A 23,288-nucleotide genomic window follows, 5' to 3' on the forward strand; every position below is an offset into this window, starting at 1 on the left:
ACGATGAAACTCGCAGTGGTGGGCGGCGGTTCCACCTACACCCCCGAACTGATCGACGGGTTCGCACGACTGCGCGACACCCTGCCCGTCAGCGAGCTCGTACTGATCGACCCGGCCACCGAACGGCTGGAGCTGATCGGCGGTCTGGCCCGGCGGATCTTCGCCCGGCAGGGCCACCCCGGCCGGATCACCACCACCTCCGACCTCGACGCGGGCATCGAAGGCGCCGACGCGGTCCTGCTCCAGCTGCGCATCGGCGGACAGGCCGCCCGGCTGCAGGACGAGACCTGGCCGCTGGAGTGCGGCTGCGTCGGGCAGGAGACCACGGGCGCGGGCGGGCTCGCCAAGGCGCTGCGCACCGTCCCCGTGGTCCTCGACATCGCCGAGCGGGTCCGGCGGACCAGCCCGGACGCGTGGATCATCGACTTCACCAACCCCGTCGGGATCGTCACCCGGGCCCTCCTGCAGGCCGGGCACAAGGCGGTCGGCCTGTGCAACGTCGCCATCGGCCTCCAGCGGAAGTTCGCGGCCCTGCTGGAGCTGGCGCCGGCCGACCTCCACCTGGACCACGTCGGCCTCAACCACCTCACCTGGGAGCTGGGCGTGCGCCGGGGCGGCCCGGACGGCGAGGACCTGCTGCCGGGGCTGCTCGCCGCGCACGGGGAGGCCGTCGCCGGGGACCTGCGCCTGCCGCGGGCGGTGCTGGACCGGCTCGGCGTCGTGCCCTCGTACTACCTGCGCTACTTCTACTCGCACGACGAGGTCGTACGGGAGCTGGGGACCAAGCCCTCCCGGGCCGCCGAGGTCGCCGCGATGGAGCGGGAACTGCTCGCCCTGTACGGGGATCCCGCGCTGGAGGAGAAGCCGGCGCTGCTGGCGAAGCGGGGCGGCGCCTTCTATTCCGAGGCGGCCGTGGACCTGGCCGCCTCCCTGCTCGGCGACGGCGGCCCCGCCGTGCAGGTGGTCAACACCTGCAACCGGGGCACACTGCCCTTCCTGCCGGACGACGCGGTGATCGAGGTGCAGGCCCGCGTCGACGGATCCGGTGCCGCTCCCCTTCCGGTGCCGCGGCTGGACCCGCTCTTCGCCGGCCTGGTCTCGCACGTGAGCGCGTACGAGGACCTCGCGCTGGACGCGGCGCTGCGCGGCGGGCGCGAGCGGGTCTTCAGGGCACTGCTCGCGCACCCCCTGGTCGGGCAGTTCGACCTGGCCGAGGGCCTGACCGACCGGCTCCTCGCCCACAACAAGGAGCACCTGCCATGGGCGTGACCCTCCCCTCGGTGCTGGCGATCGACGCGGGCAACAGCAAGACGGACGTGGCCCTGCTGGGCCCGGACGGCTCGGTGCTGTGCTCCGGTCAGGCCGGGGGCTTCCAGCCGCCGCGCACGGGGGTGGCCGCGGCCGTCGACGTACTGGCGGAGGCGATGGCCGACGCCGGGCTGCCCGCCGGCCGTGCGGGCGGGCCGCTGGCCCAGCGGGTGTCGGCGTGCCTGGCCAACGCCGACTTCCCGGTGGAGGAGGAGCAACTGGCGCGCGAGATCGAGCGCCGGGCCTGGGGCCGTACGACGGCGGTGCACAACGACACCTTCGCGCTCCTGCGCTCCGGGCTGCCGACGGGCGCCGACCCGTGCGGCGTCGCGGTCGTGTGCGGGGCGGGCATCAACTGCGTGGGGATGACCCCGGACGGGCGGACCGCGCGCTTCCCCGCGGTCGGCCGGATCTCCGGCGACTGGGGCGGCGGGGGCGGACTGGCCGAGGAGGCCCTGTGGCTGGCGGCACGGGCCGAGGACGGCCGGGGCGCGGCGACGGAGCTGGCCCGGGCGCTGCCCGCGCACCTGGGCCACGACTCGATGGCCTCGCTGATCGAGGCGCTGCACCTGGGCCGGGTCCCCCGCGGGCGGCTGCACGAGCTGACTCCGGTGCTGTTCGCGGTGGCGGCCGCCGGGGACCCGCCGGCGCTGTCGCTGGTGCACCGGCAGGCGGACGAGGTCGTGGCCATGGCCTCGGTGGCGCTGGGCCGCCTGGGCCTGCTGGAGCAGGAGGTGCCGGTGGTGCTGGGCGGCAGCGTGCTGGCGGCCGGGCACCCGCAGTTGAACGACCGGATCGCGGAGGGGCTCGCCGGACGGGCCCCGCTCGCCCGGATCTCCGTGATCACGGCGCCGCCGGTACTGGGGGCCGCCCTGCTGGGCCTGGACGCGCTCGGGTCCCCGTCCGGTGCGTACGAAAAACTCCGTACCCATTTCGGTTGAACCCGCCCGGGAAGTTCATCCGGTCTGGAACCGTGGCGACCGTGCGGACGTATTGACGGTGAAGGGGCGACGAAGGACGAAGGGGGCCCTCGGGGACGGATCGCCCCGGATACAGCACCGGGTGCTGTGGTCGACCGGCACTACGGCCATACTGCTGCGCAGGGGGTACCTCCCAGCGTCGGCTGGAGGACGACAGGACCGAGGGGGAGGTCACGGTGGCGATCACATCACGCGCGCCCGCGCCCGGGGGCGGCGTTTCCGTGCCGCCCGCCGGGTCATCGGCGCCACCGCCCGACGGACCGCCCGGGCGGGGCACCGCCTGGGCCGAGGGCGTGCAGCGGCTGCGCGAGGCGGCGACCACCGAACCGGGCCGGCTGCGGATCATCGGAGCGGTACTGGCCGCTCTGATCGTGCTGTTCGGCACGGTGAGCGTGTGGGAGATCTCCGACCGGGCCGCGGCCGCCGACGACGTGGTGGGCCGCAGCCAGCCGCTGAGCGCCGACGCGGCGAGCATCTACCGCTCCCTGGCCGATGCCGACACGACCTCATCCAGCGGGTTCCTCCTGGGCGCGCAGGAGCCGCGCGAGGTCCGGCAGCGGTACGAGAAGGACATCTCCAACGCCTCCAAGCTGCTGGTGAGCGCGGCCGCCAATACCGGCGGAAACGAGGACTCCCGGGAGCAGATCGCCCTGCTGAGCGAGCAGCTGCCGCGCTACACCGGCCTGATCGAGCAGGCCCGGGCCACCAACCGGCAGGGCCTGCCGCTGGGCGGTGCCTACCTCCGTTACGCCAACGAGCAGATGACCACCCAGCTGCTGCCCGCCGCGCAGCGGCTGTACGAGTCGGAGACCAAGCGGCTCTACACGGACCACGCCGACGCCCGGTCCTGGCCGCTGGCCTCGATCGCCCTGGGCCTGCTCGCGATCGCCGCCCTGGTGTGGGCGCAGCGGCGCAACTACCGGCACACGAACCGGGTCCTCAACCACGGGCTGGTGGCCGCGACGGCCGCGTCCCTGGTGGTCCTGCTGTGGCTCACCGTGGGGCACACGGTGGCGCGGTCCTCGCTGAGCGAGGCCCGGGCGGACGGGCAGGAGTCGATGAAGGTGCTCAACGACGCGCGGATCGCCTCCCTCCAGGCTCGGGCCGGTGAGAACCTGACCCTGATCGCGCGGGGCGCCGTACTGGCCGAGGACAAGAAGTCCGACAAGTACGACGTGGACTTCACGAACAACATGAAGCAGTTGGACGCCGGGCTGGCGATCGCGCTGCGGCTGGCCGACGACGAAGCCGGCCGGGGGCCCGTGGACCGGGCCGTGGACGGCGTGAAGCAGTGGAAGCAGCGGCACTCGGCGGCCCGGGAGGCGGACTTGAAGGGGGACTACGAGGCCGCACTGCCCCAGGTCGTCGGGGACGAGAAGCACAAGGAGAGCAGCGGCGCCGCCTTCGACACCGTGGACGCCTCCCTGGAGCAGGCCGTCGCCCACGAGCAGCAGGAGTTCACCCGGGCGGCCCGGGACGGCCTCGGCGCGCTGGGCGGTCTGGTGACGGGCGCCGCCGTCCTGGTGGTCGTCGGCGCGGCAGCGGCTCTGCTCGGCATCGGGCGCAGGCTTTCGGAGTACAGGTGAGCGCGATGCGGATACGGGCGAGGCGGGCCGCCGAAGGCCACGGGAACCACGAGGGCACCGGGGGCGGCGCGAGCGCCGGGAGCCGGGAGGCGGCTCCGGTCGCGGTGTCCGGGTTCCGTCGCGCGGTGGGCCGGCTGCGCGGCTGGGGCGGGGTGAGCGCGATGGCCGTCGCCTGTGCCACGACCGCCGCGGTCGTCCTGCTGCCGCTGGCGCACGCGACGCCCGACACCGGCCGTCCGGTGGTGCGCCGGCCCGCCTCGATGGCGGCGGCCCCGGCCGCGCCATGGGTCCCCACCGACACCTGCCAGGACCCCGAGGCCAGCCTGCGCCCGTCCGACGTGGACGGGGCGGCCATCGCGCGGATCAAGGCGGCGGGCAAACTCGTCGCGGGCGTGGACCAGAACAGCTTCCGCTGGGGCTACCGCAACCAGACCGCCGAGGGCAGCCGCCTCGACGGCTTCGACATCGACCTGGTCAAGGCCATCGCCAAGGACATCCTGGGCGACGAGAACGCGGTCATCTACCGCGCCATCCCCACCAGTCAGCGCATCCCCGCCCTCCAGGAGGGGCGCGTCGACATCGTCGTGCGGACCATGACCATCAACTGCAAGCGGCTGGAGGACGTCGCCTTCTCCACGGCCTACTTCGAGGCCGGACAGCAGGTGCTGGCGCCCAAGGGCTCGCCGATCACCGGGTACGACACTTCGCTGAAGGACCGGCGGATCTGCTTCGCGGCCGGATCCACCGCGGAGGCGGCGCTGAAGGCCCAGTCGTACGGCTCGGTGCCGGTCACCGTCGCCAACCAGCTGGACTGCCTGGTCCGGCTGCAGCTGGGCGAGGTCGACGGCATCATCACGGACAACGCCCTCGCCGCCGGCCAGGCCGCCCAGGACCCCTCGGTGCAGCTGGTGGGCTCGCCCTTCACCCGTGAGTTCTACGGGGTGGCGATGAACAAGGACGCCTCCGACCTGGTCCGCCGGGTCAACAAGGTGCTGGAGAACTACCGCGCGGGCGGCGGCGACAGCCCGTGGATGAAGGCGTACCTCAAGCATCTGCAGCCCGTGCTGCCCGGCGTGACCGCGCCCCCCGCACCCAAGTACCGGGACGGCTGAGGCCCGTGACGGTTTCGGACACGGGACCGGGCCCGGGCGCAGGGCAGGATACGGAGACGGACACGGAGGCGGCGGCGGAAGCGGAGGCACAGTCGGTGGAGGCGGGGTCTGCAGTGATGGACCGGGACGACGTCGACCGCGCCCTGGCCCGGCTGGGCGCGGAGCACGAGGCGGTCGAGACCTCGCTGCTCGCCCTCCAGGACCACGCCGGGCGCCGGCTGCTGGAAGGCGCCTCGCTGGCGGGCGTCACCAAGGACCGCTGGACGGCCGCCGACGCGGACATCACCCGGCTGTGGACGTACTTCGACGCCTACAGCGGGGCCCTGACCGCTGCCCGCGAGGTGCGGGAGCGGCGCCGCTGGCCGAACCGTGACGACCTCATCGAGCTGACCGAGCGGCTGCGCGGGCCCGGAGTGCTGATCGCCGGGGCCGCTGCCGAGGGCGTCGCGCTGGCGGAGCGGCTCTCGCTCGCCGAGCTGGTGTCCCGGATGAACGGCCTGTACGCGCGCTCGCTGGACGTGGTGGTCGCCGCCGACGCCGTGTGGTCGGCGCTGCCCGCCCGCATCGACCTGCTCGCGGCCGAGCTGCACCGCACCCGCTCGCTGGCCCACTCGGTGGGCGTTCGGCCGGGCGAGCATCCTTCGGGCGACGACCTGGAAGACATCACCGCCGAGCTGACGGAGCTGCGGACACAGGTGATCGCGGACCCGCTGGCTTTCTGGCTGCCGGCGACGGGCAGTTCGGCGCCCGGCGGCGGCCGTCCGGACACCGGGCGCTACGACCGGGCCGCGCTCGCGCTGGAGGACGTACGCCGCGAGGTCGAGGCGGTGCTGGACGTGCGGCAGGACGCCGAGCAGCGGCTGATCGCCCTGCGGGACGTGCTCTCGCGGGCCGACCGGACGCTGGCGGAGGCACGGACCGCGCGCGGCGAGGTGCTGGCGAAGATCGCCGCCTCCGAGGTGCCCGCGGTGAGCGGCCCGCCCACGGTGCTCCAGGAACAGCTCGCGGCGGCGGCCGAGCACCGCCGCCAGGCCCGCTGGCACCGGCTCTCACCCCTGCTGGAGTCGCTGGAGGAGCGCGCCGACGAGGAACTGCGGCGGGCCCGTGAATCGTTGACCGCGGTGACGGCGCCGCTGGCCGTACGGGCCGAGCTGCGCGGGCGGCTCGACGCGTACAAGGCGAAGGTGGCCCGCCACGGAATGGCGGAGGACCCCTTGCTCATCGAGCGGTACGACGCCGCACGGCGGATGCTGTGGAGCGCGCCCTGCGACCTGCGGGCCGCCGAGCAGGCCGTCCTGCGCTACCAGCACGCGACCGCGGAGTCGCTGACGGCGCCGCAGGACCGGCCCGAGCAACTGCCACACCGAGAACAGCGGCCCGACGGGCCGGGGGAGGAGGACGCATGAGTCTGATCGGAACCGCGTGCGTTCGCCCCGGCTGCCCGGGGTCGTACGAGGACATGGGCGGCGGCGAGGTCTACTGCGACACCTGCGGGCTGGCGCCGATCGGCTCGATCGCGGCGGGCGCCGACGAGCTGGTGTCGCCGCCGACGGGGATGACGAGCGCGGCCCGGGGCTCCCTGGGCTCCGGCGGGTCCCGCGGGTCGATGGGCTCGCAGGGCTCCCACGGGTCGGCGCGGTCCTCGGCCTCGGCGCGGTCCTCCCGCTCCTCCTCCTCGCACCGCTCGGTGTCGGGGCGGCTGTCGCGCTCGGTCTCGGGGACGACGTCCACCCGGTCGGTGTCGGTGCGCAGTTCGGGCTCGGCGGCCTCGGGCCGCAGCCGGCTGGGGGCCGGGCTGGTCAACGTACCGGAGGTGCCGCGTCCGAATCCTTCGACCGCGGTCCTGGAGAACCCGGAGGTGCCGGAGCGCAAGCGGTTCTGCTCGCGCTCGGACTGCGGGGCGCCGGTGGGCCGTTCCCGGGGCGAGCGGCCGGGCCGGACGGAAGGGTTCTGCACCAAGTGCGGTCACCCGTACTCCTTCGTGCCCAAGCTGCGCTCCGGTGACGTGGTGCGCGGTCAGTACGAGGTGCTGGGCTGCCTCGCGCACGGCGGCCTCGGCTGGGTGTACCTGGCGGTGGACCGGGCGGTCGCGGACCGGTGGGTGGTGCTCAAGGGCCTGCTGGACACCGGGGACCAGGACGCGATGGAGGCCGCCATCTCGGAGCGGCGCTTCCTCGCGGAGATCGAGCACTCCAACATCGTGCGGATCTACAACTTCGTGGAGCACCTGGACCAGCGGACCGGTTCGCTGGACGGGTACATCGTCATGGAGTACGTCGGCGGCAAGTCGCTGAAGGAGATCGCGAACGAGCGGCGCCGGCCGGACGGGCGGCGTGACCCGCTGCCGGTGGAGCAGGCGTGCGCATACGGCATCGAGGCGCTGGAGGCGCTCGGCCACCTGCACAGCAGAAACCTGCTGTACTGCGACTTCAAGGTCGACAACGCGATCCAGCAGCAGGACCAGCTGAAGCTGATCGACATGGGCGCGGTACGGCGGATGGACGACGACGAGTCGGCCATCTACGGCACGGTGGGCTACCAGGCCCCGGAGGTCGCGGAGCTGGGCCCCTCGGTCGCCTCCGACCTCTACACGGTGGCGCGCACGCTGGCCGTGCTGACCTTCGACTTCCAGGGCTACACGAACGTGTTCGTGGATTCGCTGCCGGATCCCGAGCACATCGAGGTGTTCCGGCGGTACGAGTCCTTCTACCGGCTGCTGGTACGGGCGACCGACCCCGACCCGGGGCGGCGGTTCGCGTCCGCGCAGGAGATGGCGGACCAGCTGACGGGCGTGCTGCGGGAGGTGGTCGCGCTCCAGACGGGGCGGCCGCGGCCGCAGCTGTCGACCCTCTTCGGACCGGAACTACGCGTTCCGGACACCCGCTTGTTCGCCGACGCGGCCGACCCGGTCGTCTCCCGGCTGGGCCACCGGCCGATCGCCTCCCGGCGGGGCGGCGGGCTGTTCGGTGTGCTGGGCCGCGGCGCGGCCGCCGGGCCCGCGGCGGCTTCCGGAGGCGTTTCCGCGGGCCCTTCCGCAGGCCTTTCCGCACCGGGTGGGACCGTTCCGGTCGAGTCCGGTCCGGTCGGATCCGTTCCGGTCGGGTCCGCTCACGGTGGGGGGTTCGGGCCGCCGGGGCACGCCCCTGCCGCGGGCGCGCCGCTGCCCTCCCTCGGGACCACCGCCACGCACGTGACGGGTGCGCCGGTGCCGGGACCGCGGTCCGCGCCGCCCGCTCCCGTCCGGGGCCCGGGGGCCGCGCCCGTCCCCGTACTCCTCTCGGCATCGCCGGCCGCGAGAGCGAGCACCCTCGACGCCCGCGACACCGCGCTGGCCCTGCCCGTACCGCTGGTGGACGCCGGCGACCCGAACGCCGGATTCCTGACGGGTCTGCTGGCCTCCGCGCCCGGTGACCTGCTGGGCGCCCTGAGCGCGGCGCCGGCCGACTCGGCCGAGCTGCGGCTGCGGGAGCTGCGGGCCCGCCTGGAGCTGGGCGAGCTGTCCGAGGCCTGCCGCACCCTGGCGGAGCTGGAGGCACGCCATCCGGACGACTGGCGGGTGGTGTGGGCCCGCGGCGTCGCCTCGCTGGCCACCGGTGACGACGAGATAGCGGCCCTGTCCTTCGACGCGATCTACGACGCCTTCCCGGGCGAGCCCGCGCCGAAGCTGGCCCTCGGGCTGTGCGCGGAGGTGCTGGGCCAGCTGGACAACGCCGCCGAGTACTACCGCCTCGTGTGGATAACCGACCCGGGATTCGTGAGCGCGGCCTTCGGGCTGGCGCGCGTCCAGCTGGCCGCCGGGGACCGGGACGCGGCCGTGCGCACGCTGGAATCCGTGCCGGAGGCATCCATTCACTACACCGCCGCGCGGGTGGCGGCCGTACGCGCACGTCTGCGCGACCGGTCTCCGCAGGAGCCCTTGCTGGCCGACCTGACGGCTGCCGCCGACCAGGTCGAGGCCCTGCGGAGGTTCGGGCTGGACCCGGAGCGGCAGGAGCGGCTCGCGACGGAGGTTCTGGGCTCGGCCCTGGACTGGGTACTGTCGGGTGGCCGGGGTTCCGACCCCGGCCGGACCTCGCTGCTCGGCAGTCAACTGGACGAGCGGGGCCTGCGCTTCGGACTGGAGCGCTCGTACCGCGTACTCGCACGGCTGGCGCGGCGTGGCGAGGAGAGGATCGAACTGGTGGAGCGGGCAAACCGTTTCCGTCCCCGGACGTGGGTGTGAGTGATGTCGATGCATCGGCTGTCGGGCTGCCCCAGCTGCGCGGAACCCCTGGAGGAGGGTGACCGTTTCTGCGGCGTCTGCGGCTACGCCGTGAGCGCTCCTCCCCCGGCGGCGTCCGTGGACAACCCGACGATCCCCATCCCACCGGCGCCACAGGCTCCGCCCGCCCCGCCGGCCGCCGCGCCACCGGCGCCGGCCGCCGCGGGCGGTTACGGGACCCCGGCCCCCGGCGTTTCGCACGCCGCCGCCGAGCCCGCCCCCGGCTGGGGCAGCGCCGCCTCGGCCGCGCCGACGCTGGTGGACGACCCGGCCGCCTGGGCCGTCGCCGCCCCGGCGGAAGCGGAGCCCGAACCGGAGCCGGAGCCGCGGCAGGGCCCGGCCGGCGCCACGTACGTCGCCTCGGGCCACGCGAACCCGTACGGCGCCGGCACGCCGCCGGAGGGCACCCCGTGGGGCCCGGCGGAGCACCCGTACGCCGGGGACGCGGAGGCGTCGCAGGCCCGGTACGACATGCCCGGCGGCGGCACCCCGCCCGACGTGAGCGGGCACTCCGCGGGCGAGAACCCGTACGGCGTCCCGCAGCCCCCGGCCGCGGCACCCGAGGGCGGGAGGACCTGCATCGCCTGCCGGGCCGGCCACGTCGACACCGACGGGTACTGCGAGCACTGCGGGCACGCCCAGCCCCGCGAGCGCGACCACCTCGAGGAAGAGCTCGGGAGCGTGGCCGCCGTCAGCGACCGGGGGCTGCGCCACCACCGCAACGAGGACTCCTTCGCCGTGGCGGCCACCGCCCTGCCCGACGGCTCCGCCGCCACCGTGGCCATCGTCTGCGACGGCGTCTCCTCCGCCAGCCGGCCCGACGAGGCCTCGGCCGCCGCGGCCGGCGCCGCCAACGAGGCGCTGCTCGAGGCGCTCCCCCGCGGCGCCCACCCCCAGGAGGCCATGCACGAGGCCATCCTGGCCGCCGCCGCCGCGGTGAACGCCCTGGCCCCGGAGACCCCGGGCGCGCAGAACGCCCCCGCCTGCACACTGGTCGGCGCCGTCGTCAGCGGCGGCCTGCTGACCATCGGCTGGGTGGGCGACAGCCGCGCCTACTGGGTCCCCGACGACCGCGCCGCCCTGCCCCGCCGCCTGACCGAGGACGACTCCTGGGCCGCCCAGATGGTCGCCGCCGGCCTGATGGGCGAGGCCGAGGCCTACGCGGACGTCCGCGCGCACGCCATCACCGGCTGGCTGGGGGCCGACGCGTACGACCTGGAACCGCACACCGCGACCTTCAAGCCCGACCACCCCGGAGTGGTGGTGGTCTGCACCGACGGACTGTGGAACTACGCGGAATCCGCGCGGGAGATGGCCCAGGTGCTGCCCGCCGACGCCGCGACCCGCCCGCTGCACAGCGCGCAGGTACTGGTGGGCCACGCCCTCGACGGCGGCGGCCACGACAACGTCACCGTGGCGATCGTGCCGTTCGCCACGCACCCCGAGCAGGAACCGGGACCGGATGCGGAGCCGGGACCGGCGGCAGGACCGGAATAGGTAGTGGAAGCGCGCCCGCAGGTCTGACCCGCCTGCCCGAGCCCCCTAGGAGTCCAACCGATGGCGAATTTCGCCAAGCCGAGTGCCCCGCGCTTCAGCGTGGAGGTGTACCAGAACGAGTTCCTTCCCGAGGGCGGACGGGACGTCCACGCCATCGTCACGGTCACCGCCACCGGCGGTGCCAGCGCCACCCGCACGGCGGTCGCCGACGGCACGGCGGCCGTGGTGCTCATGGTCGACTGCTCGGGGTCCATGGAGTACCCGGCGGAGAAGATGCGAGGCGCCCGCGAGGCCACGGCGGCAGCCGTCGACACCCTGCGCGACGGCACCGCCTTCGCCGTGATCGCCGGTACGCACGTGGCCAAGGAGGTCTACCCGGGCCAGGGCCGCCTCGCGGTGGCGGACGCGACCACCCGGGCCCAGGCCAAGGAGGCCCTGCGCGGCCTGACCGCCGGCGGCGGCACCGCCATCGGTACCTGGCTGCGCCTCGCCGACGGCCTGCTGCGCGGCTCCACCGCCGCCATCCGGCACGGCATCCTGCTCACCGACGGCCGCAACGAGCACGAGGAGCCGGCCGTGCTCCGCGCCACCCTGGACGCCTGCGCGGGCCGCTTCACCTGCGACGCCCGTGGGGTGGGCACCGACTGGGACGTCAAGGAGGTCACCGGGATCGCGAACGCGCTGCTCGGCTCCGCCGACATCGTGGCCGACCCGGCCCACCTGGCGGAGGACTTCACGCGCATGATGGAGAACGTCATGGGCAAGGAGGTCGCGGACGTCGCGCTGCGCCTGTGGACCCCGGTCGGCGTGGAGATCCAGTACGTCAAGCAGGTGGCGCCCGCCCTCCAGGACCTGACCGGCCGCCGCACCGACTCCGGCCCGCGCGCCGGCGACTACCCGACCGGGTCGTGGGGCGACGAGTCCCGCGAGTACCACGTGTGCGTCCGCGTCCCGACGGCCACCGTGGGCCAGGAGATGCTCGCCGCCCGCACCACGCTGGTCCTGCCGGGAGCGGCGGGCCAGCCGGCGACCGTGCTGGCCCAGGGCCTGGTGCGCGCGGTGTGGACGAACGATCTGGCCGCTTCCACCGCCATCAACGCGCAGGTCGCCCACTACACCGGGCAGGCGGAGCTCGCGGAGGCTATCCAGCAGGGCCTGGAAGCCCGCAAAATGGGCGATGTGGGTGGTGCCACGGCCAAGCTGGGGCGTGCGGTACAACTGGCGAGTTCCTCCGGGAACGCCGACACAGCACGACTTCTGTCGAAGGTGGTGGATGTGGTGGACGCGGTGGCGGGTACTGTGCGGCTGAAAGCGAAGGTTGCCGACGCCGACGAGATGACCCTCGACACGCGTTCGACGCAGACCGTCCGAGTGAAGAAGACCTGAGACCTGACGTGATGACGCAGGGAGAAGAAGGGGGAAGCGCCGCCATGCCGACCTGCCCGAACGGGCACCAGTCCGCGTCCGACGACTGGTGCGAGGTCTGCGGCCATCGCATGGCTGCCTCGGAGGGCCCGCCCCCGGTGCCCTCCTACGGCTACGGCTTCCCCCCGACCGCCGGTGAACCGACCGCCCAGGCCGAGCTCTGCCCGCAGTGCCGGACCCCTCGCGAGGCGATGGCTCCGTTCTGCGAGGAGTGCCGCTACAACTACCTCACGCGTTCGGCGACTTCGTACACGCCGCCCCCGCAGACCCCGGACCCGGGGCCCCAGGCGACGGGCGTCGGCGGCATCGGTGGCGGCGGCCGCGGAACGCCCCCGCCGCCCGTACCCGCTCCCGGGAGCTACTCCCAGGACCACTTCGAGTACCAGGGCTCACGGCCGTCCCGGGTCAACCGCCCGGCCGAGCCGCTCCAGCGCGAGGACGACTGGCTGCTGCCGCCGCCGGCGCACGAGTCGCCGCTGGAGTACCAGCAGGCCCCGCAGCCCCAGTACCAGCAGCAGCCCCCGCCGCCGCCCCAGCAGCGGGAGTACCAGCAGGAGTACCAGCAGCAGGGACCGCCGCCCCAGCAGCAGTACCAGCAGCAGCCCCCGCCGCAGCAGCACCAGCCCTTCCCGCCCCAGGGCGGCGGTGCCTGGAACGCGACGATCGGCCCGGACCGCTCGTACTTCATGGCGATGATGCAGCGCAGCGGTCCCGAGGCCGCCGGGCTCAACCTGCCCGCGTACTCCCCGGAGCAGCACCTCCCGCTGTCCGGCGGCCAGATCACCATCGGCCGCCGCCGCGCCTCCACGGGCGAGTCCCCGGACATCGACCTGTCGGTGCCCCCGGAGGACCCGGGCGTCTCCCACCAGCACGCGGTGCTCGTCCAGCAGCCCGACCTCAGCTGGGCGGTGGTGGACCAGAACTCCACCAACGGCACCACGATCAACGGCGGCGAGGAACCGATCCAGCCCTACGTCCCGGTCCCCCTCTCCGACGGCGACCGCGTCCACGTGGGCGCCTGGACCACGATCACCATCCGCCGCGGCTGACCGGCTGATTCGGTTCAGCCCTGCCCCAGGGGCCATACGTACGGCCCCTGGGGATCGTCCAGCCAGGACCACTGGCCGGACGCGCTGACCGAGACGCCGAAGCGTTCGCGGGCCGGGCGGCCCTCGCGGCGCCAGAGGTCCAGGGCCTCGCGGGGGTGCAGGACGCCCGCGGTCAGTACGAGCATGAACTGGAAGCGCTCGTTCTCCACCAGCTCGTACGGGAGGCCGTACTCCGCACCGGCCGGATCGGGCGGCGGTGCCGCCGTGGCACCGCGCAGCGGGACGAAGTAGGCCGGGGTGTGCAGGAAGTTGCCCTCGGCGAAGCCCGGGTCCCGCACGGTCAGCGCGATCAGCCCGGTCGACAGCGGGGCCAGGATCCGGGCCCCCGGCCGGCACTGGCCGAGCCAGGCGTACGGGACCAGCGGCAGCGTGCAGGTCACCATGATCCGGTCGAACGGGGCCCGGGCGGGGCAGCCGCGGGCCCCGTCCCCGGTGACCACCACCGGGTGGAGGCCGAGCTCGGCCAGGTGCGCCCGCGCGGACTCGGTGATCTCCTCGTCCAGGTCGACGGTGGTGACGTGCTCCTCGCCGAGCCGGTGGCAGAGCAGGGCCGCGTTGTAGCCGGTGCCCGCGCCGATCTCCAGGACGTCGTCGCCGTCGCGCACGTCCAGGGCGGCCAGCATCTTCGCCATGAGGGAGGGCTGGCTGCTGGAGGAGACCAGCCGGCCGTCGCGCAGCCGGGTCGCCAGCGGGGTGTCGACGTAGACCCCGCGCAGCCAGCGCGCCCGGCGTTCGGGGTCGGCGTCCTCGGCCCAGAGCCGCTCGTGACCGGCGCCGCGGCCGGTCCAGAAGTACGGGACGAACACGTGCCGGGGCACGGCGGCGAAGGCGGCCCGCCAGCGCGGGTCCTCCAGCACCCCGGCGGCGGTCAGCTCCCGCACCTGGGCGGCGTGCGCGGTCTCCCGCAGGTCCCGGGTCTCGGCGTGTGCGGTGTGTGCGGCCATGCCTCCACTGTCCTGCGCGCGGGCGCGGCGTGCGAGCGCGAGGGCTTCCGGGGCGGCCCCAAGGCCTTTCCGGGGCCGTTCCGGGGCCTTTCCGGAGCGGTTCCGAGCGGTTTCGGGGCGGTCCTAGGACCTCGGTCCTGCATCCGGGCGTCTGAGACGATGGTCGGGTGAATGAGATTCCGCGGGGCACGGTTCAGGAGCAGTCCTTCTACGAGCAGGTGGGCGGCGAGGACACCTTCCGCCGTCTCGTCCGGCGCTTCTACCAGGGGGTCGCGGAGGACCCGCTGCTGCGCCCGATGTACCCGGAGGAGGACCTGGGTCCCGCCGAGGAGCGCTTCGCGCTGTTCCTGATGCAGTACTGGGGCGGTCCGACGACCTACAGCCAGCACCGGGGCCACCCCCGGCTGCGCATGCGGCACGCGCCGTTCCAGGTGGACGCGGCCGCGCACGACGCGTGGCTGAGCCACATGCGGGTCGCGCTGGACGAGCTGGGCCTGGCGCCGGAGCACGAGGCGCAGCTGTGGAAGTACCTGACCTACGCCGCCGCCTCGATGATCAATACGGCGGGCTAGCGGACGTCACGCAGGTCAGACCGGTCGGACCTGGAGGGCGCCCAGACCGCCGGTGACACCGGGGCGTCGCATGGCGACGGAACCGTACGGGGTGCGCAGCCGCAGCCAGGTGCCGGCGGCGAGCAGCGCCACGGGGGCGGCGGCGGGGGCGCCGGGCAGGGAGGCCCGGTCGGGCACGGCCGCCCGTACCGGCCGCAGGAAGCCCAGGGACTGCGCGGCGTGCACGGCGCGCAGCGGCAGTTCGGTGTCGCCCAGGGTGCGGGACCAGATCTCGCGGCCGATGCGGTCGCGCTCGGACCGGGTCCGGTGCTGGACGGGCAGGGCCTCGTCACGGGCCCGGAACTCGGCGACGGCGGCGGCCACGGCCTGCCCCATCTCCTCGGGGCCGGGCAGCCCGGGAACCTGACGCCAGCCGCCGCGGGGCGGCAGCACTCCGGCCCAGGGCGGTCCGGTGACCGGACCGGGCACGGTGGCCCCGGCCGAGGCCTCGTCCACGGACTCCAGCAGCTCGCCGGCGGACACCGTCAGGTCGAGCGGCGTCGCGACGGGTGCGGCGAGCCGCACCGTACGGATGGCGAGGATGTCGAAGGAGGGCGGCCGCCCGAAGACGGCGAGCGCGCCGCCGCCCGCCTGGAGGCGTACGGCGGCGGCGCGGTCGTAGTGCACCAGCCGGCCCAGGAAGGCGGCGAGGTCCGCCGCCTCCCCGGAATCGGCGAAGCGCAGCTGGTCGTTCATGCCGCGAGGGATCCGTTCGAGGACGCGGTCGCGGGCTTGTCGAGGTACTCCTCGAGGAAGTGCCTCTCCTCGGCCGTGATGCGGCGGGGCCGCCCCGCGGCGAGGTTGTAGGGCACGACCACGGTCTCGGCGCGCACGTAGACCGTCTCGGGCGCGTCCTCGGTCGCCTCGTCCTTGACCTCGTAGCGGATGGTCAGGGACGCGGCGCCTATCCGGGTCACCCAGGATTCGATGAGGACCGGCTCGTGACGGTGCACGAGGGGCAGCTTGTAGTCGATCTCGTGGCGGGCCACGACGGACCCGCCGGTGAAGGACTCACTGCCCTCCCCCGGCGCGAGGCGGAACATGAAGTCGATCCGCGCCTCCTCCAGATAGCGGAGGAAGACGACGTTGTTGACGTGCCCGAAGGCATCCATGTCCGCCCAGCGCAGGGGGCACCGGTAGTGGTGTCTGGCCATGACGGCGACCTCAGCCTCGGGTGAGCTTCTTGTAGGTGGCACGGTGCGGACGAGCCGCGTCCGGGCCAAGACGCTCGATCTTGTTCTTCTCGTACGACTCGAAGTTGCCCTCGAACCAGTACCACTTGGACTCGCCCTCGTACGCCAGGATGTGCGTGGCGACTCGGTCGAGGAACCAGCGGTCGTGGGAGATGACCACGGCCGCACCGGGGAACTCCAGCAGCGCGTTCTCGAGCGAGGAGAGGGTCTCGACGTCGAGGTCGTTGGTGGGCTCGTCGAGGAGCAGCAGGTTGCCGCCCTCCTTGAGGGTCAGCGCCAGGTTGAGGCGGTTGCGCTCACCACCGGACAGGACGCCGGCCGGCTTCTGCTGGTCCGGACCCTTGAAGCCGAAGGCGCTGACGTACGCGCGGGACGGCATCTCGACCTGGCCCACGTTGATGTAGTCCAGCTCGTCCGACACGACCGCCCAGAGGGTCTTCTTGGGGTCGATGTTGGCGCGGGACTGGTCGACGTAGCTGATCTTGACGGTCTCGCCGACCTTGACGGAGCCGGAGTCCGGCGCCTCCAGGCCCTGGATCATCTTGAAGAGCGTGGTCTTGCCGGCGCCGTTCGGGCCGATGATGCCCACGATGCCGTTGCGGGGCAGCGTGAACGACAGGTCGTCGATGAGGACCTTGTCACCGAACGCCTTGGAGAGGTTGTTGACCTCGACCACGATCGAGCCCAGACGCGGGCCCGGCGGGATCTGGATCTCCTCGAAGTCCAGCTTCCGCATCTTGTCCGCCTCGGCGGCCATCTCCTCGTAGCGGGCGAGGCGGGCCTTGGACTTGGTCTGGCGGCCCTTGGCGTTGGAGCGGACCCACTCCAGCTCTTCCTTGAGGCGCTTCTGGCGCTTCTCGTCCTTGCGGCCCTCGACCTTGAGGCGGGTGGCCTTCTTCTCCAGGTAGGTGGAGTAGTTGCCCTCGTAGGGGTGCGCGCGGCCGCGGTCGAGCTCGAGGATCCACTCGGCGACGTTGTTCAGGAAGTAGCGGTCGTGGGTGACGGCCACGACGGCGCCCTTGTACTGCGAGAGGTGCTGCTCCAGCCAGTTCACCGACTCGGCGTCGAGGTGGTTGGTGGGCTCGTCGAGGAGGAGCAGGTCCGGGGCCTCGATCAGCAGCTTGCAGAGCGCCACGCGGCGCTTCTCGCCACCGGAGAGGGTGGTGACCGGCCAGTCGCCGGGCGGGCAGCCCAGGGCGTCCATGGCCTGCTCCAGCTGGGCGTCCAGGTCCCACGCGTTGGCGTGGTCCAGGTCCTCCTGGAGCTTGCCCATCTCGTCCATGAGGGCGTCGGTGTACTCGACGCCCATCAGCTCGGCGACCTCGTTGAAGCGCTTGAGCTTCTTCATGGTGTCGGCGGCGCCGTCCTGGACGTTCTCCAGAACGGACTTGGACTCGTCGAGCTTGGGCTCCTGCATGAGGATGCCGACGGTGTAGCCGGGCGACAGGAAGGCGTCACCGTTGGACGGCTGCTCCAGGCCCGCCATGATCTTCAGAACGGTGGACTTACCGGCGCCGTTGGGGCCGACCACACCGATCTTCGCGCCGGGCAGGAAGTTCAAGGAGACGTCATCAAGAATCACCTTGTCGCCGTGCGCCTTGCGCGTCTTGCGCATGGTGTAGATGAACTCAGCCAAGAGAAACCGTCCGGCAGATCGATGGTGGGCAGATACACCCCATCTTGCCGTACGTCCATACCCGCGGGCGAATGGGTAGGCCGGGGCGCGGTGACCTGCGGCTCGGCCGGAGGGGCGCGAGCGGGCGGTCGGCGGGCGGCAGGGGGCGGGACGAGCGGAGGGCAGGGCGAGGCGCGGGCTCACTCTCCGGTCACGACCGGTGGTCGTCGGTGAGCATGAGGGAACCGCCTCGCCGCGGGCCCGGCCAGCGGGGGCTGGTCAGCGGGGCCCGTCAGCGGGGGCGGTAGACGGTCAGGGCGTCGGGGAGGCTGTCGAGGACCAGGGCGGAGGGGGCCGCGGAGTGTTCGCCGTCGTAGGCGAGCGGGGTGCCCGCGGGAATGTCCGCGATGCGCAGGCTGCGCAGACGGGTGGCCACGTGGACGGGGGAACGGCTCAGCGGGCCGGTGAAGGCGGCCGCCAGGAGCCGGGGGCCGGGACGGCCGCCACCGTGGACGAGGCGGAGGTCCAGCAGGCCCTCGCCCAGGTTGTCGCGGCGGCGGGGGGTGGGGCCGGTGCCGTGGTAGGTGCCGTTGCCCGCGAAGAGCAGCCATACGCTCCGGGGCCGCCCGGCCAGCCGCAGCCGTACGGGCCGCTGGGCGCGCAGCACCCGCCAGGCCGCCAGCAGCGCGGCGGGGCCCCCGCCGATCGTCGGGGCCCAGCGCAGCCGGTGGCCCAGCAGCTCCGGATACGCGCCGATGCTGAAATTGTTGAGGAAGTAGCCGGGCTCCCCCTCGGGCCCCGGGGAGAAGCGGCCCACGCCGATGTGGACGGCCTCGCCCTCGGCCACGGCGTGACAGGTGGCCTCGGTCCCGGCGAGGCCGAGGTCCATCGCGAAGTGGTTGAGGGTGCCACCGGGGAAGAGCGCCAGCGGTACCCCGGCGCGCAGTGCGGCGGTGGCCGCCGCGTTGACCGTGCCGTCGCCGCCGCAGACCCCGAGCACGGTGGCCCGCGAGGCCGCCTTGGACAGCGCGGCGGCCAGCTCCGAGCCGTCGCACTCGATCACCTCGGCCTCGGGGAGGCGGTCGCGCAGGACGTCGAGCCCCGCGGCGGCGGCCGTCCCCGACCCGGTGTTGACCACCACGACGAGCCCGGCCCCGTCGGACAGCGCGGGGGCGCCGACGGCCGGCCGCTCGTCGCCCGGCACGATCTGGGCCTCCCGCGCGTCCCGGGCGAGGCGGCGTACGACGAATCCCGCGGCCACCCCCAGTGACGCGCCCACGAACACGTCGGAGGGGTAGTGCACGCCGGTGTAGACCCGGGAGAACGCCACGGACGCGGCGACCGGTGCCACCACGGCCCCCCAGCCCGGGGACGCCAGCGCCACGCCGGTGGCGAAGGCGAAGGCCGATGCCGAGTGCCCCGACGGGAAGGAGGTGGTCTGCGGCTGCGTGGCCAGCTGCCGGGTCAGGGGCACGCCCTCCAGCAACGGCCGCGGCCGGCGTACGGACCACTTGCCGACGGTGTTGATGGTCGCCGAGGCCAGGGCCAGCGAGGCGACCCCGCGCACCGCGGCCTTACGGGCACCGGCCGAGCCGAAGACGGCGATCGCGGCGGCGGCCCCGCCCCACAGCACCCCGTGGTTCGCGGCCCGCCCGAGCCGCGGCAGCACCCGGTCGGCCCCGGGCCAGTGCCGCCGGGCCACCGCGTCGAAAAGCCGACGGTCCCATCGCGCGAAGACACCCGACCACGTCAGTTCTTGATCAGCCATCTTCTGCCCCTACCCCGGGCCGCGGATCCGAACCGGTCCCCGCGGCCACCCGGCCCACCCGGCCCACCCGTCCGTGCCGCGAAGGCCGCGCGCAGCCCTACGCCCCGTCCTCCTCGTCCAGCGGGCGCTTGCGGAGCAGCAGCACCACCAGGCCGCCGAGCACCACCAGGCCCACCGCCAGGGAGGCGATGACCGGAGTGGCCGCCGAGCTGCCGCTGGTCGCCAGCCGCTCCTCGTCCGGGGAGGTCGTCGGGACGGCCGCGGACTGCGCGCCCATCGCCTCGGCCGCCGGTCCGGAACCCGTGCCCGAGGTGTCGCCCGGGTCAGTCCCCACCGCGGTCACCGGGGGCTGCGGCCAGAGCGCGGTGGCCGTGGCGGCGGCCGCGGACTCGCTGGAGCCGGCCACGATCTGCGCGTGGGCCGGCAGCTCGCCCGTGAAGACCCGCCCGACCGGCACCTTGGTCGCGCCCTGGACGGTGACCGAGGCCGTGCCGTCCGGGGTGCCCGCGGGCACCTCGAAGTACAGCCGGCTCCCGTTGACGGCGGTGGTCAGGGGCTGCCCCTCGGCGTCCACCACCCGCACCCCCATCGCGACGGCCGCCGCGTCCGGGATGACCGACACGCTGCGCGCCCCGGTCCGCACGGTCACCGGGCCGAGCCGGGTGCCGACCGCCCCCGACACCTCGCCCGGGTCCAGCCGGAGCGAGGCCGGCGGCTCCGGCAGCTGCCCCGCCGCCCGCTGCAGGTAGTCGGCCAGCTTCTCGGCCGCCGGGTCCGCGGCCTCGACCTGCACGCCGTCCGCCAGCCGCCAGATCGCCACCTGGGTCCCGGCCGCCGCGCTCTGCGCGGTGAGGGCGCCGGCCCCGGCCGCCCTGGCGAGTCCGGCCAGATCGTTCAGCTGCGGGTAGGAGTGCTCCAGGACCCAGCGGATCCGGCCCGCCTCCCGGTGCCCGGCGAGCGGGCTTCCGCTCCAGCCGCTCTCGGTGTACCGGGCCTGGGGCTGGGCGTTGCCCGTGACGCTGACCCCGTACGTCTGGAGCATCCCGCCGCCGTCGACGCGCATCTCGTAGAGCCCGGCCGGGATCTGCCGGACCGATCCGTCCGCGCCGCGCAGGACCGCCTGCCCGTACGTCTTCAGCCCGTCCAGCACGGCGCGCGCGCCCTCCGGTGACCTGGGCGCCGCCGGGCCGGAGTCGGCGGCCGCGCGGGCCGCGGGCGCGGCGGTGAGGGCCGCGGCCAGCAGGGCCACCGCCAGCGGCCGGCGCGCGGAGCCCCGTACCGCGGCGGGTGGCTCGAGGCGAGCCGGAGCAGGAGCAGGAGCAGGACCAGGAGCAGATGCGGCCGCAGACGCAGATGGAGACGCAGACGCAGGAGCGGACGCAGCAGGTGGCGCAGGCGCGCGAGTGGGATCAGGAGCGGAGGATGCGGGAACGGCAATCGACACAGTCTTCCCCTTCGGGCCAAAGACCCAGGTGCCCGTGAGTACCGGGGAATCCTATCCGCCTCGAACACTCAGACCACCGCCGCCTTCTGAGTGGTCATCAGTGGCGTGTCCGTACGGACCACCCGGCGGAAGGCCGCGGTGCCGCGGTTCAGGTCGTGCCCGATGGCCGTCGCGTCGATCTCCGCGGAGAACCACCGGTTGCCCTCGCCGTCGGGCGGGTCCTCCCGGACGCGCAGCCGCCCGTGTACCACCAGCGGCTCGCCGACCGATACGGAACCGGCCAGGTTCACGGCGAGGGTCCGCCGCGCCCACACCGTGTAGAAGCTGGTGGTCCCGTCGGTCCAGGTGTCCTTGCGCCGGTCGAAGTACCGCGGCGTCACCGCGAAGCGGAACCGCGCCGCCGGACCGTTCACCGTTTCCTTGTAGTCGATCTGCGTCGCCACGCAGCCCACCAGCGTCACCTGGGTGTCATACATCCCGGCCGCCCTCCCCCGTGGTTCCGGCCGTACGAACCCCCGTACGACCGCGCGTACGGACCATCCGTACGCACTACGAACCATGCTGGGCCGGGCCGCCGATCCCCGCTCCGGCCTGTGGATTACTGGCGGGTTGTGGACAACTTGCTCCCCCCTGCGGCGACGGTGGCGTACTGCTCCCGCACCTCCCGGTAGCGCAGCAGCTCCGCCGCGACCGGTTCCAGCACCCGGGCCCGCCCGCACCCGGCCGCCGCCTGCCGCAGCCTGCGCTCCGCGTCCTGCCCGTACCGCCGCGCCGGGCCGCGGGCCGCGATCGAGCAGGACCATTCCACGAGCGGTCCGCCGATGATGCCCGCCACCATCAGCAGCACCGGCGGCAGCAGCCTCGGTTCCAGGACCCCGACGATCTGCCCGACCAGCCACAGCCCGCCGAAGATCTGCAGCAGGGTCATGGCGGCCTGCGCCAGCACCGCCGCCGGCCACCACGTGGGCCGCGGCGGCTTGACGCTCGGCACCGCGACCGCCGCCCCGAGCGTCACCGCGATGTCGTCGAGCGCTTCCGGGAGCCGGTCGGCGCCGCGCACCGCGGTCTCCCGTACCGCCTGCGCCCACGGCTCGGGCAGCCCGGTGACCGCCTCGTCGGCGACGGCCCGCACGGCCTGTTCCACCCGCTGCCGTGCGGTCACCTCCTCCTCCACCGGGGCCTCGGCGACCGCCGGGCCGCGGCCGCCGATCGCCGCCAGGGCCGCCAGCCCCGCCAGGGTGCGCGGCGCGCGGCGGCTCTCGTACCAGCGCCACAGCCGCAGCCACGGTGTCCCGCACGCCTTTCCGGCGTTGCGCCGCCATGCGCGCTCGGCGGCGAGCCCGGCCGCGTACGCCCCGACCGCCTCGGCGAGCCGGTCCTCGAACTCGGCGCGCGCCGCCTCCCCGATCTCCGGCCCGGCGTGTCCGTCGGCCACGTACAGCGGCCGCAGGCGCGCGGCCGCGCGGTCGACGTCGGCGGAGATCCGCCGGGTGGCGGCGCCCTTCTCCTGGGTGAACTGTCCGAGGAGCTCGCGCAGTTCCCCGACGCCCTCCCCGGTCAGTGCGGACAGCCCGAGGACGGTCGCGCCGGGCTCGCCGTGCTCGCCGAGGGCGATGCCGTCGTCGTCGAGGAGCCGGCGCAGGTCGTCCAGTACGAGGTCGGCGGCCTCCCCGGGCAGCCGGTCCACCTGGTTCAGGACGACGAAGGTCACCTCCGCGTGCCCGGCGAGCGGCCGCAGGTAACGCTCGTGCAGCACGGCGTCCGCGTACTTCTCCGGGTCCACCACCCACACCACAGCGTCGACCAGCGCCAGGACGCGGTCCACGTGGTCCCGGTGCGCGCCGACCGCCGAGTCCAGGTCGGGCAGGTCGACGAGGACCATCCCGCGCAAGGCCTCCGCCTCCGAGGTCTCGCGGGGCCGGCGCCGCAGGCGTCCGGGGATCTCCAGCCGGTCCAGCAGGCCGGCGGCTCCGTCCGACCAGCTGCACGCGATGGGTGCGGCGGTGGTCGGGCGGCGCAGGCCCATCTCCGAGATCTGCACCCCCGCGAGTGAATTGAAGAGAGTGGACTTGCCGCTTCCGGTGGCTCCGGCGATCGCGACGACCGTGTGCTGGGGCGAGAGCCCGCGGCGCGCGGCCGCCTCGTCCAGCACCCGCCCGGCCTCGGCGAGGGTCTTGCCGTCGAGCCTGGTCCGGGACAGCCCGACTAGCTGGCGCAGCGCGTCGAGGCGCAGCCGCAGGGCCTGCCCCTCCGGGCTGAGCGGCGGCGTGGCCGACTTGCCGCCGTCGCTGCCCTCGCCGGAGACGGCCCGTACGAGCGCCTCGTCGCCCTCGTCGCCGTCCGCCTCCTCGTTCCCGGTGACGGCCCGGGGGCGCGAGCGCGCGATGAAGCCGTCGTCCCAGCGGTCGTCGGTGCGGTCGGTCAGGGCGGTCACC

At 74.2% G+C, this 23,288-nt stretch carries 19 protein-coding genes; 10 read left to right on the plus strand and 9 right to left on the minus strand.

What is annotated here, in order from left to right:
- The first annotated feature begins 3 nt into the window (after positions 1-3).
- The 5 genes from OG444_RS14125 (at position 4) to OG444_RS14145 (ending at position 6,392) form a co-directional block, all read left to right on the plus strand.
- Complete coding sequence (locus OG444_RS14125) at positions 4-1,269, plus strand: 6-phospho-beta-glucosidase (RefSeq protein WP_327262505.1); 1,266 nt, start codon at positions 4-6, stop codon at positions 1,267-1,269.
- On the plus strand, positions 1,260-2,249 hold the full coding sequence (locus OG444_RS14130; RefSeq protein ID WP_327262506.1) for an N-acetylglucosamine kinase: 990 nt from the start codon (positions 1,260-1,262) through the stop codon (positions 2,247-2,249). Before OG444_RS14125 ends, OG444_RS14130 begins: the two co-directional genes overlap by 10 nt.
- Before the next feature lie 215 nt (positions 2,250-2,464).
- Positions 2,465-3,874, plus strand: coding sequence for a hypothetical protein (locus OG444_RS14135; RefSeq protein ID WP_327262507.1), 1,410 nt, complete (start codon positions 2,465-2,467; stop codon positions 3,872-3,874).
- 161 nt (positions 3,875-4,035) lie between these two features.
- Positions 4,036-4,986, plus strand: a complete 951-nt coding sequence (locus tag OG444_RS14140) for a glutamate ABC transporter substrate-binding protein (protein WP_327266778.1) — start codon at positions 4,036-4,038, stop codon at positions 4,984-4,986.
- Between the two features lie 116 nt (positions 4,987-5,102).
- Positions 5,103-6,392: a hypothetical protein gene (locus OG444_RS14145; protein ID WP_327262508.1), complete on the plus strand. Its 1,290-nt coding sequence runs from the start codon at positions 5,103-5,105 to the stop codon at positions 6,390-6,392.
- Between the two features lie 70 nt (positions 6,393-6,462).
- Here OG444_RS14145 and OG444_RS40760 read toward each other — a convergent pair whose 3' ends face one another.
- Positions 6,463-6,789 carry a hypothetical protein gene (locus OG444_RS40760; RefSeq protein WP_442810520.1) on the minus strand — a complete coding sequence of 109 codons (327 nt, stop codon included), beginning with the start codon at positions 6,787-6,789 and terminating at the stop codon, positions 6,463-6,465.
- A gap of 10 nt (positions 6,790-6,799) precedes the next feature.
- Between OG444_RS40760 and OG444_RS14150 the strand changes: the two genes are divergently transcribed.
- Genes OG444_RS14150 through OG444_RS14165 form a run of 4 tightly spaced genes read left to right on the plus strand, consistent with a single transcriptional unit; the run spans position 6,800 to position 13,218 of the window.
- Positions 6,800-9,208: a tetratricopeptide repeat protein gene (locus OG444_RS14150; RefSeq protein ID WP_442810521.1), complete on the plus strand. Its 2,409-nt coding sequence runs from the start codon at positions 6,800-6,802 to the stop codon at positions 9,206-9,208.
- A 3-nt stretch (positions 9,209-9,211) separates the two neighbouring features.
- The gene (locus OG444_RS14155; RefSeq protein ID WP_327262510.1) at positions 9,212-10,744 is read left to right on the plus strand and encodes a protein phosphatase 2C domain-containing protein; all 1,533 of its coding nucleotides are present in this window, start codon (positions 9,212-9,214) and stop codon (positions 10,742-10,744) included.
- A 60-nt stretch (positions 10,745-10,804) separates the two neighbouring features.
- Positions 10,805-12,130 (plus strand): VWA domain-containing protein, encoded by a 1,326-nt coding sequence (locus tag OG444_RS14160; RefSeq protein ID WP_327262511.1) that lies wholly within the window; start codon positions 10,805-10,807, stop codon positions 12,128-12,130.
- Positions 12,131-12,174: 44 nt separating this feature from the next.
- A complete protein-coding gene (locus OG444_RS14165) occupies positions 12,175-13,218 on the plus strand; it encodes an FHA domain-containing protein (RefSeq protein ID WP_327262512.1) in 1,044 nt (347 codons plus the stop codon).
- A gap of 14 nt (positions 13,219-13,232) precedes the next feature.
- On the opposite strand, the gene OG444_RS14170 is transcribed toward OG444_RS14165, so the two are convergent.
- The gene (locus OG444_RS14170) at positions 13,233-14,222 is read right to left on the minus strand and encodes a methyltransferase domain-containing protein (protein WP_327262513.1); all 990 of its coding nucleotides are present in this window, start codon (positions 14,220-14,222) and stop codon (positions 13,233-13,235) included.
- A 167-nt stretch (positions 14,223-14,389) separates the two neighbouring features.
- Between OG444_RS14170 and OG444_RS14175 the strand changes: the two genes are divergently transcribed.
- Complete coding sequence (locus OG444_RS14175) at positions 14,390-14,794, plus strand: globin (protein ID WP_327262514.1); 405 nt, start codon at positions 14,390-14,392, stop codon at positions 14,792-14,794.
- A gap of 15 nt (positions 14,795-14,809) precedes the next feature.
- On the opposite strand, the gene OG444_RS14180 is transcribed toward OG444_RS14175, so the two are convergent.
- From OG444_RS14180 to OG444_RS14210, 7 genes are all read right to left on the minus strand, one after another.
- A complete protein-coding gene (locus tag OG444_RS14180) occupies positions 14,810-15,529 on the minus strand; it encodes a hypothetical protein (protein ID WP_327262515.1) in 720 nt (239 codons plus the stop codon).
- Complete coding sequence (locus tag OG444_RS14185) at positions 15,526-15,987, minus strand: acyl-CoA thioesterase (protein WP_327262516.1); 462 nt, start codon at positions 15,985-15,987, stop codon at positions 15,526-15,528. The genes OG444_RS14180 and OG444_RS14185 overlap by 4 nt, the downstream gene beginning before the upstream one ends.
- 10 nt (positions 15,988-15,997) lie before the next feature.
- Complete coding sequence (ettA, locus tag OG444_RS14190) at positions 15,998-17,662, minus strand: energy-dependent translational throttle protein EttA (RefSeq protein WP_327262517.1); 1,665 nt, start codon at positions 17,660-17,662, stop codon at positions 15,998-16,000.
- 271 nt (positions 17,663-17,933) lie between these two features.
- Entirely contained in the window at positions 17,934-19,409 is a 1,476-nt protein-coding gene (locus OG444_RS14195; RefSeq protein WP_327262518.1) for a bifunctional phosphatase PAP2/diacylglycerol kinase family protein, read from the minus strand.
- 97 nt (positions 19,410-19,506) lie between these two features.
- Complete coding sequence (locus tag OG444_RS14200; protein ID WP_327262519.1) at positions 19,507-20,658, minus strand: thioester domain-containing protein; 1,152 nt, start codon at positions 20,656-20,658, stop codon at positions 19,507-19,509.
- A gap of 263 nt (positions 20,659-20,921) precedes the next feature.
- Positions 20,922-21,329: a single-stranded DNA-binding protein gene (locus tag OG444_RS14205; RefSeq protein ID WP_327262520.1), complete on the minus strand. Its 408-nt coding sequence runs from the start codon at positions 21,327-21,329 to the stop codon at positions 20,922-20,924.
- Positions 21,330-21,451: 122 nt separating this feature from the next.
- A complete protein-coding gene (locus OG444_RS14210) occupies positions 21,452-23,287 on the minus strand; it encodes a GTPase (protein WP_327262521.1) in 1,836 nt (611 codons plus the stop codon).
- Position 23,288: the final 1 nt, after the last annotated feature.

It is taken from the genome of Streptomyces sp. NBC_01232 (assembly GCF_035989885.1).
Lineage (GTDB): Bacteria > Actinomycetota > Actinomycetes > Streptomycetales > Streptomycetaceae > Streptomyces.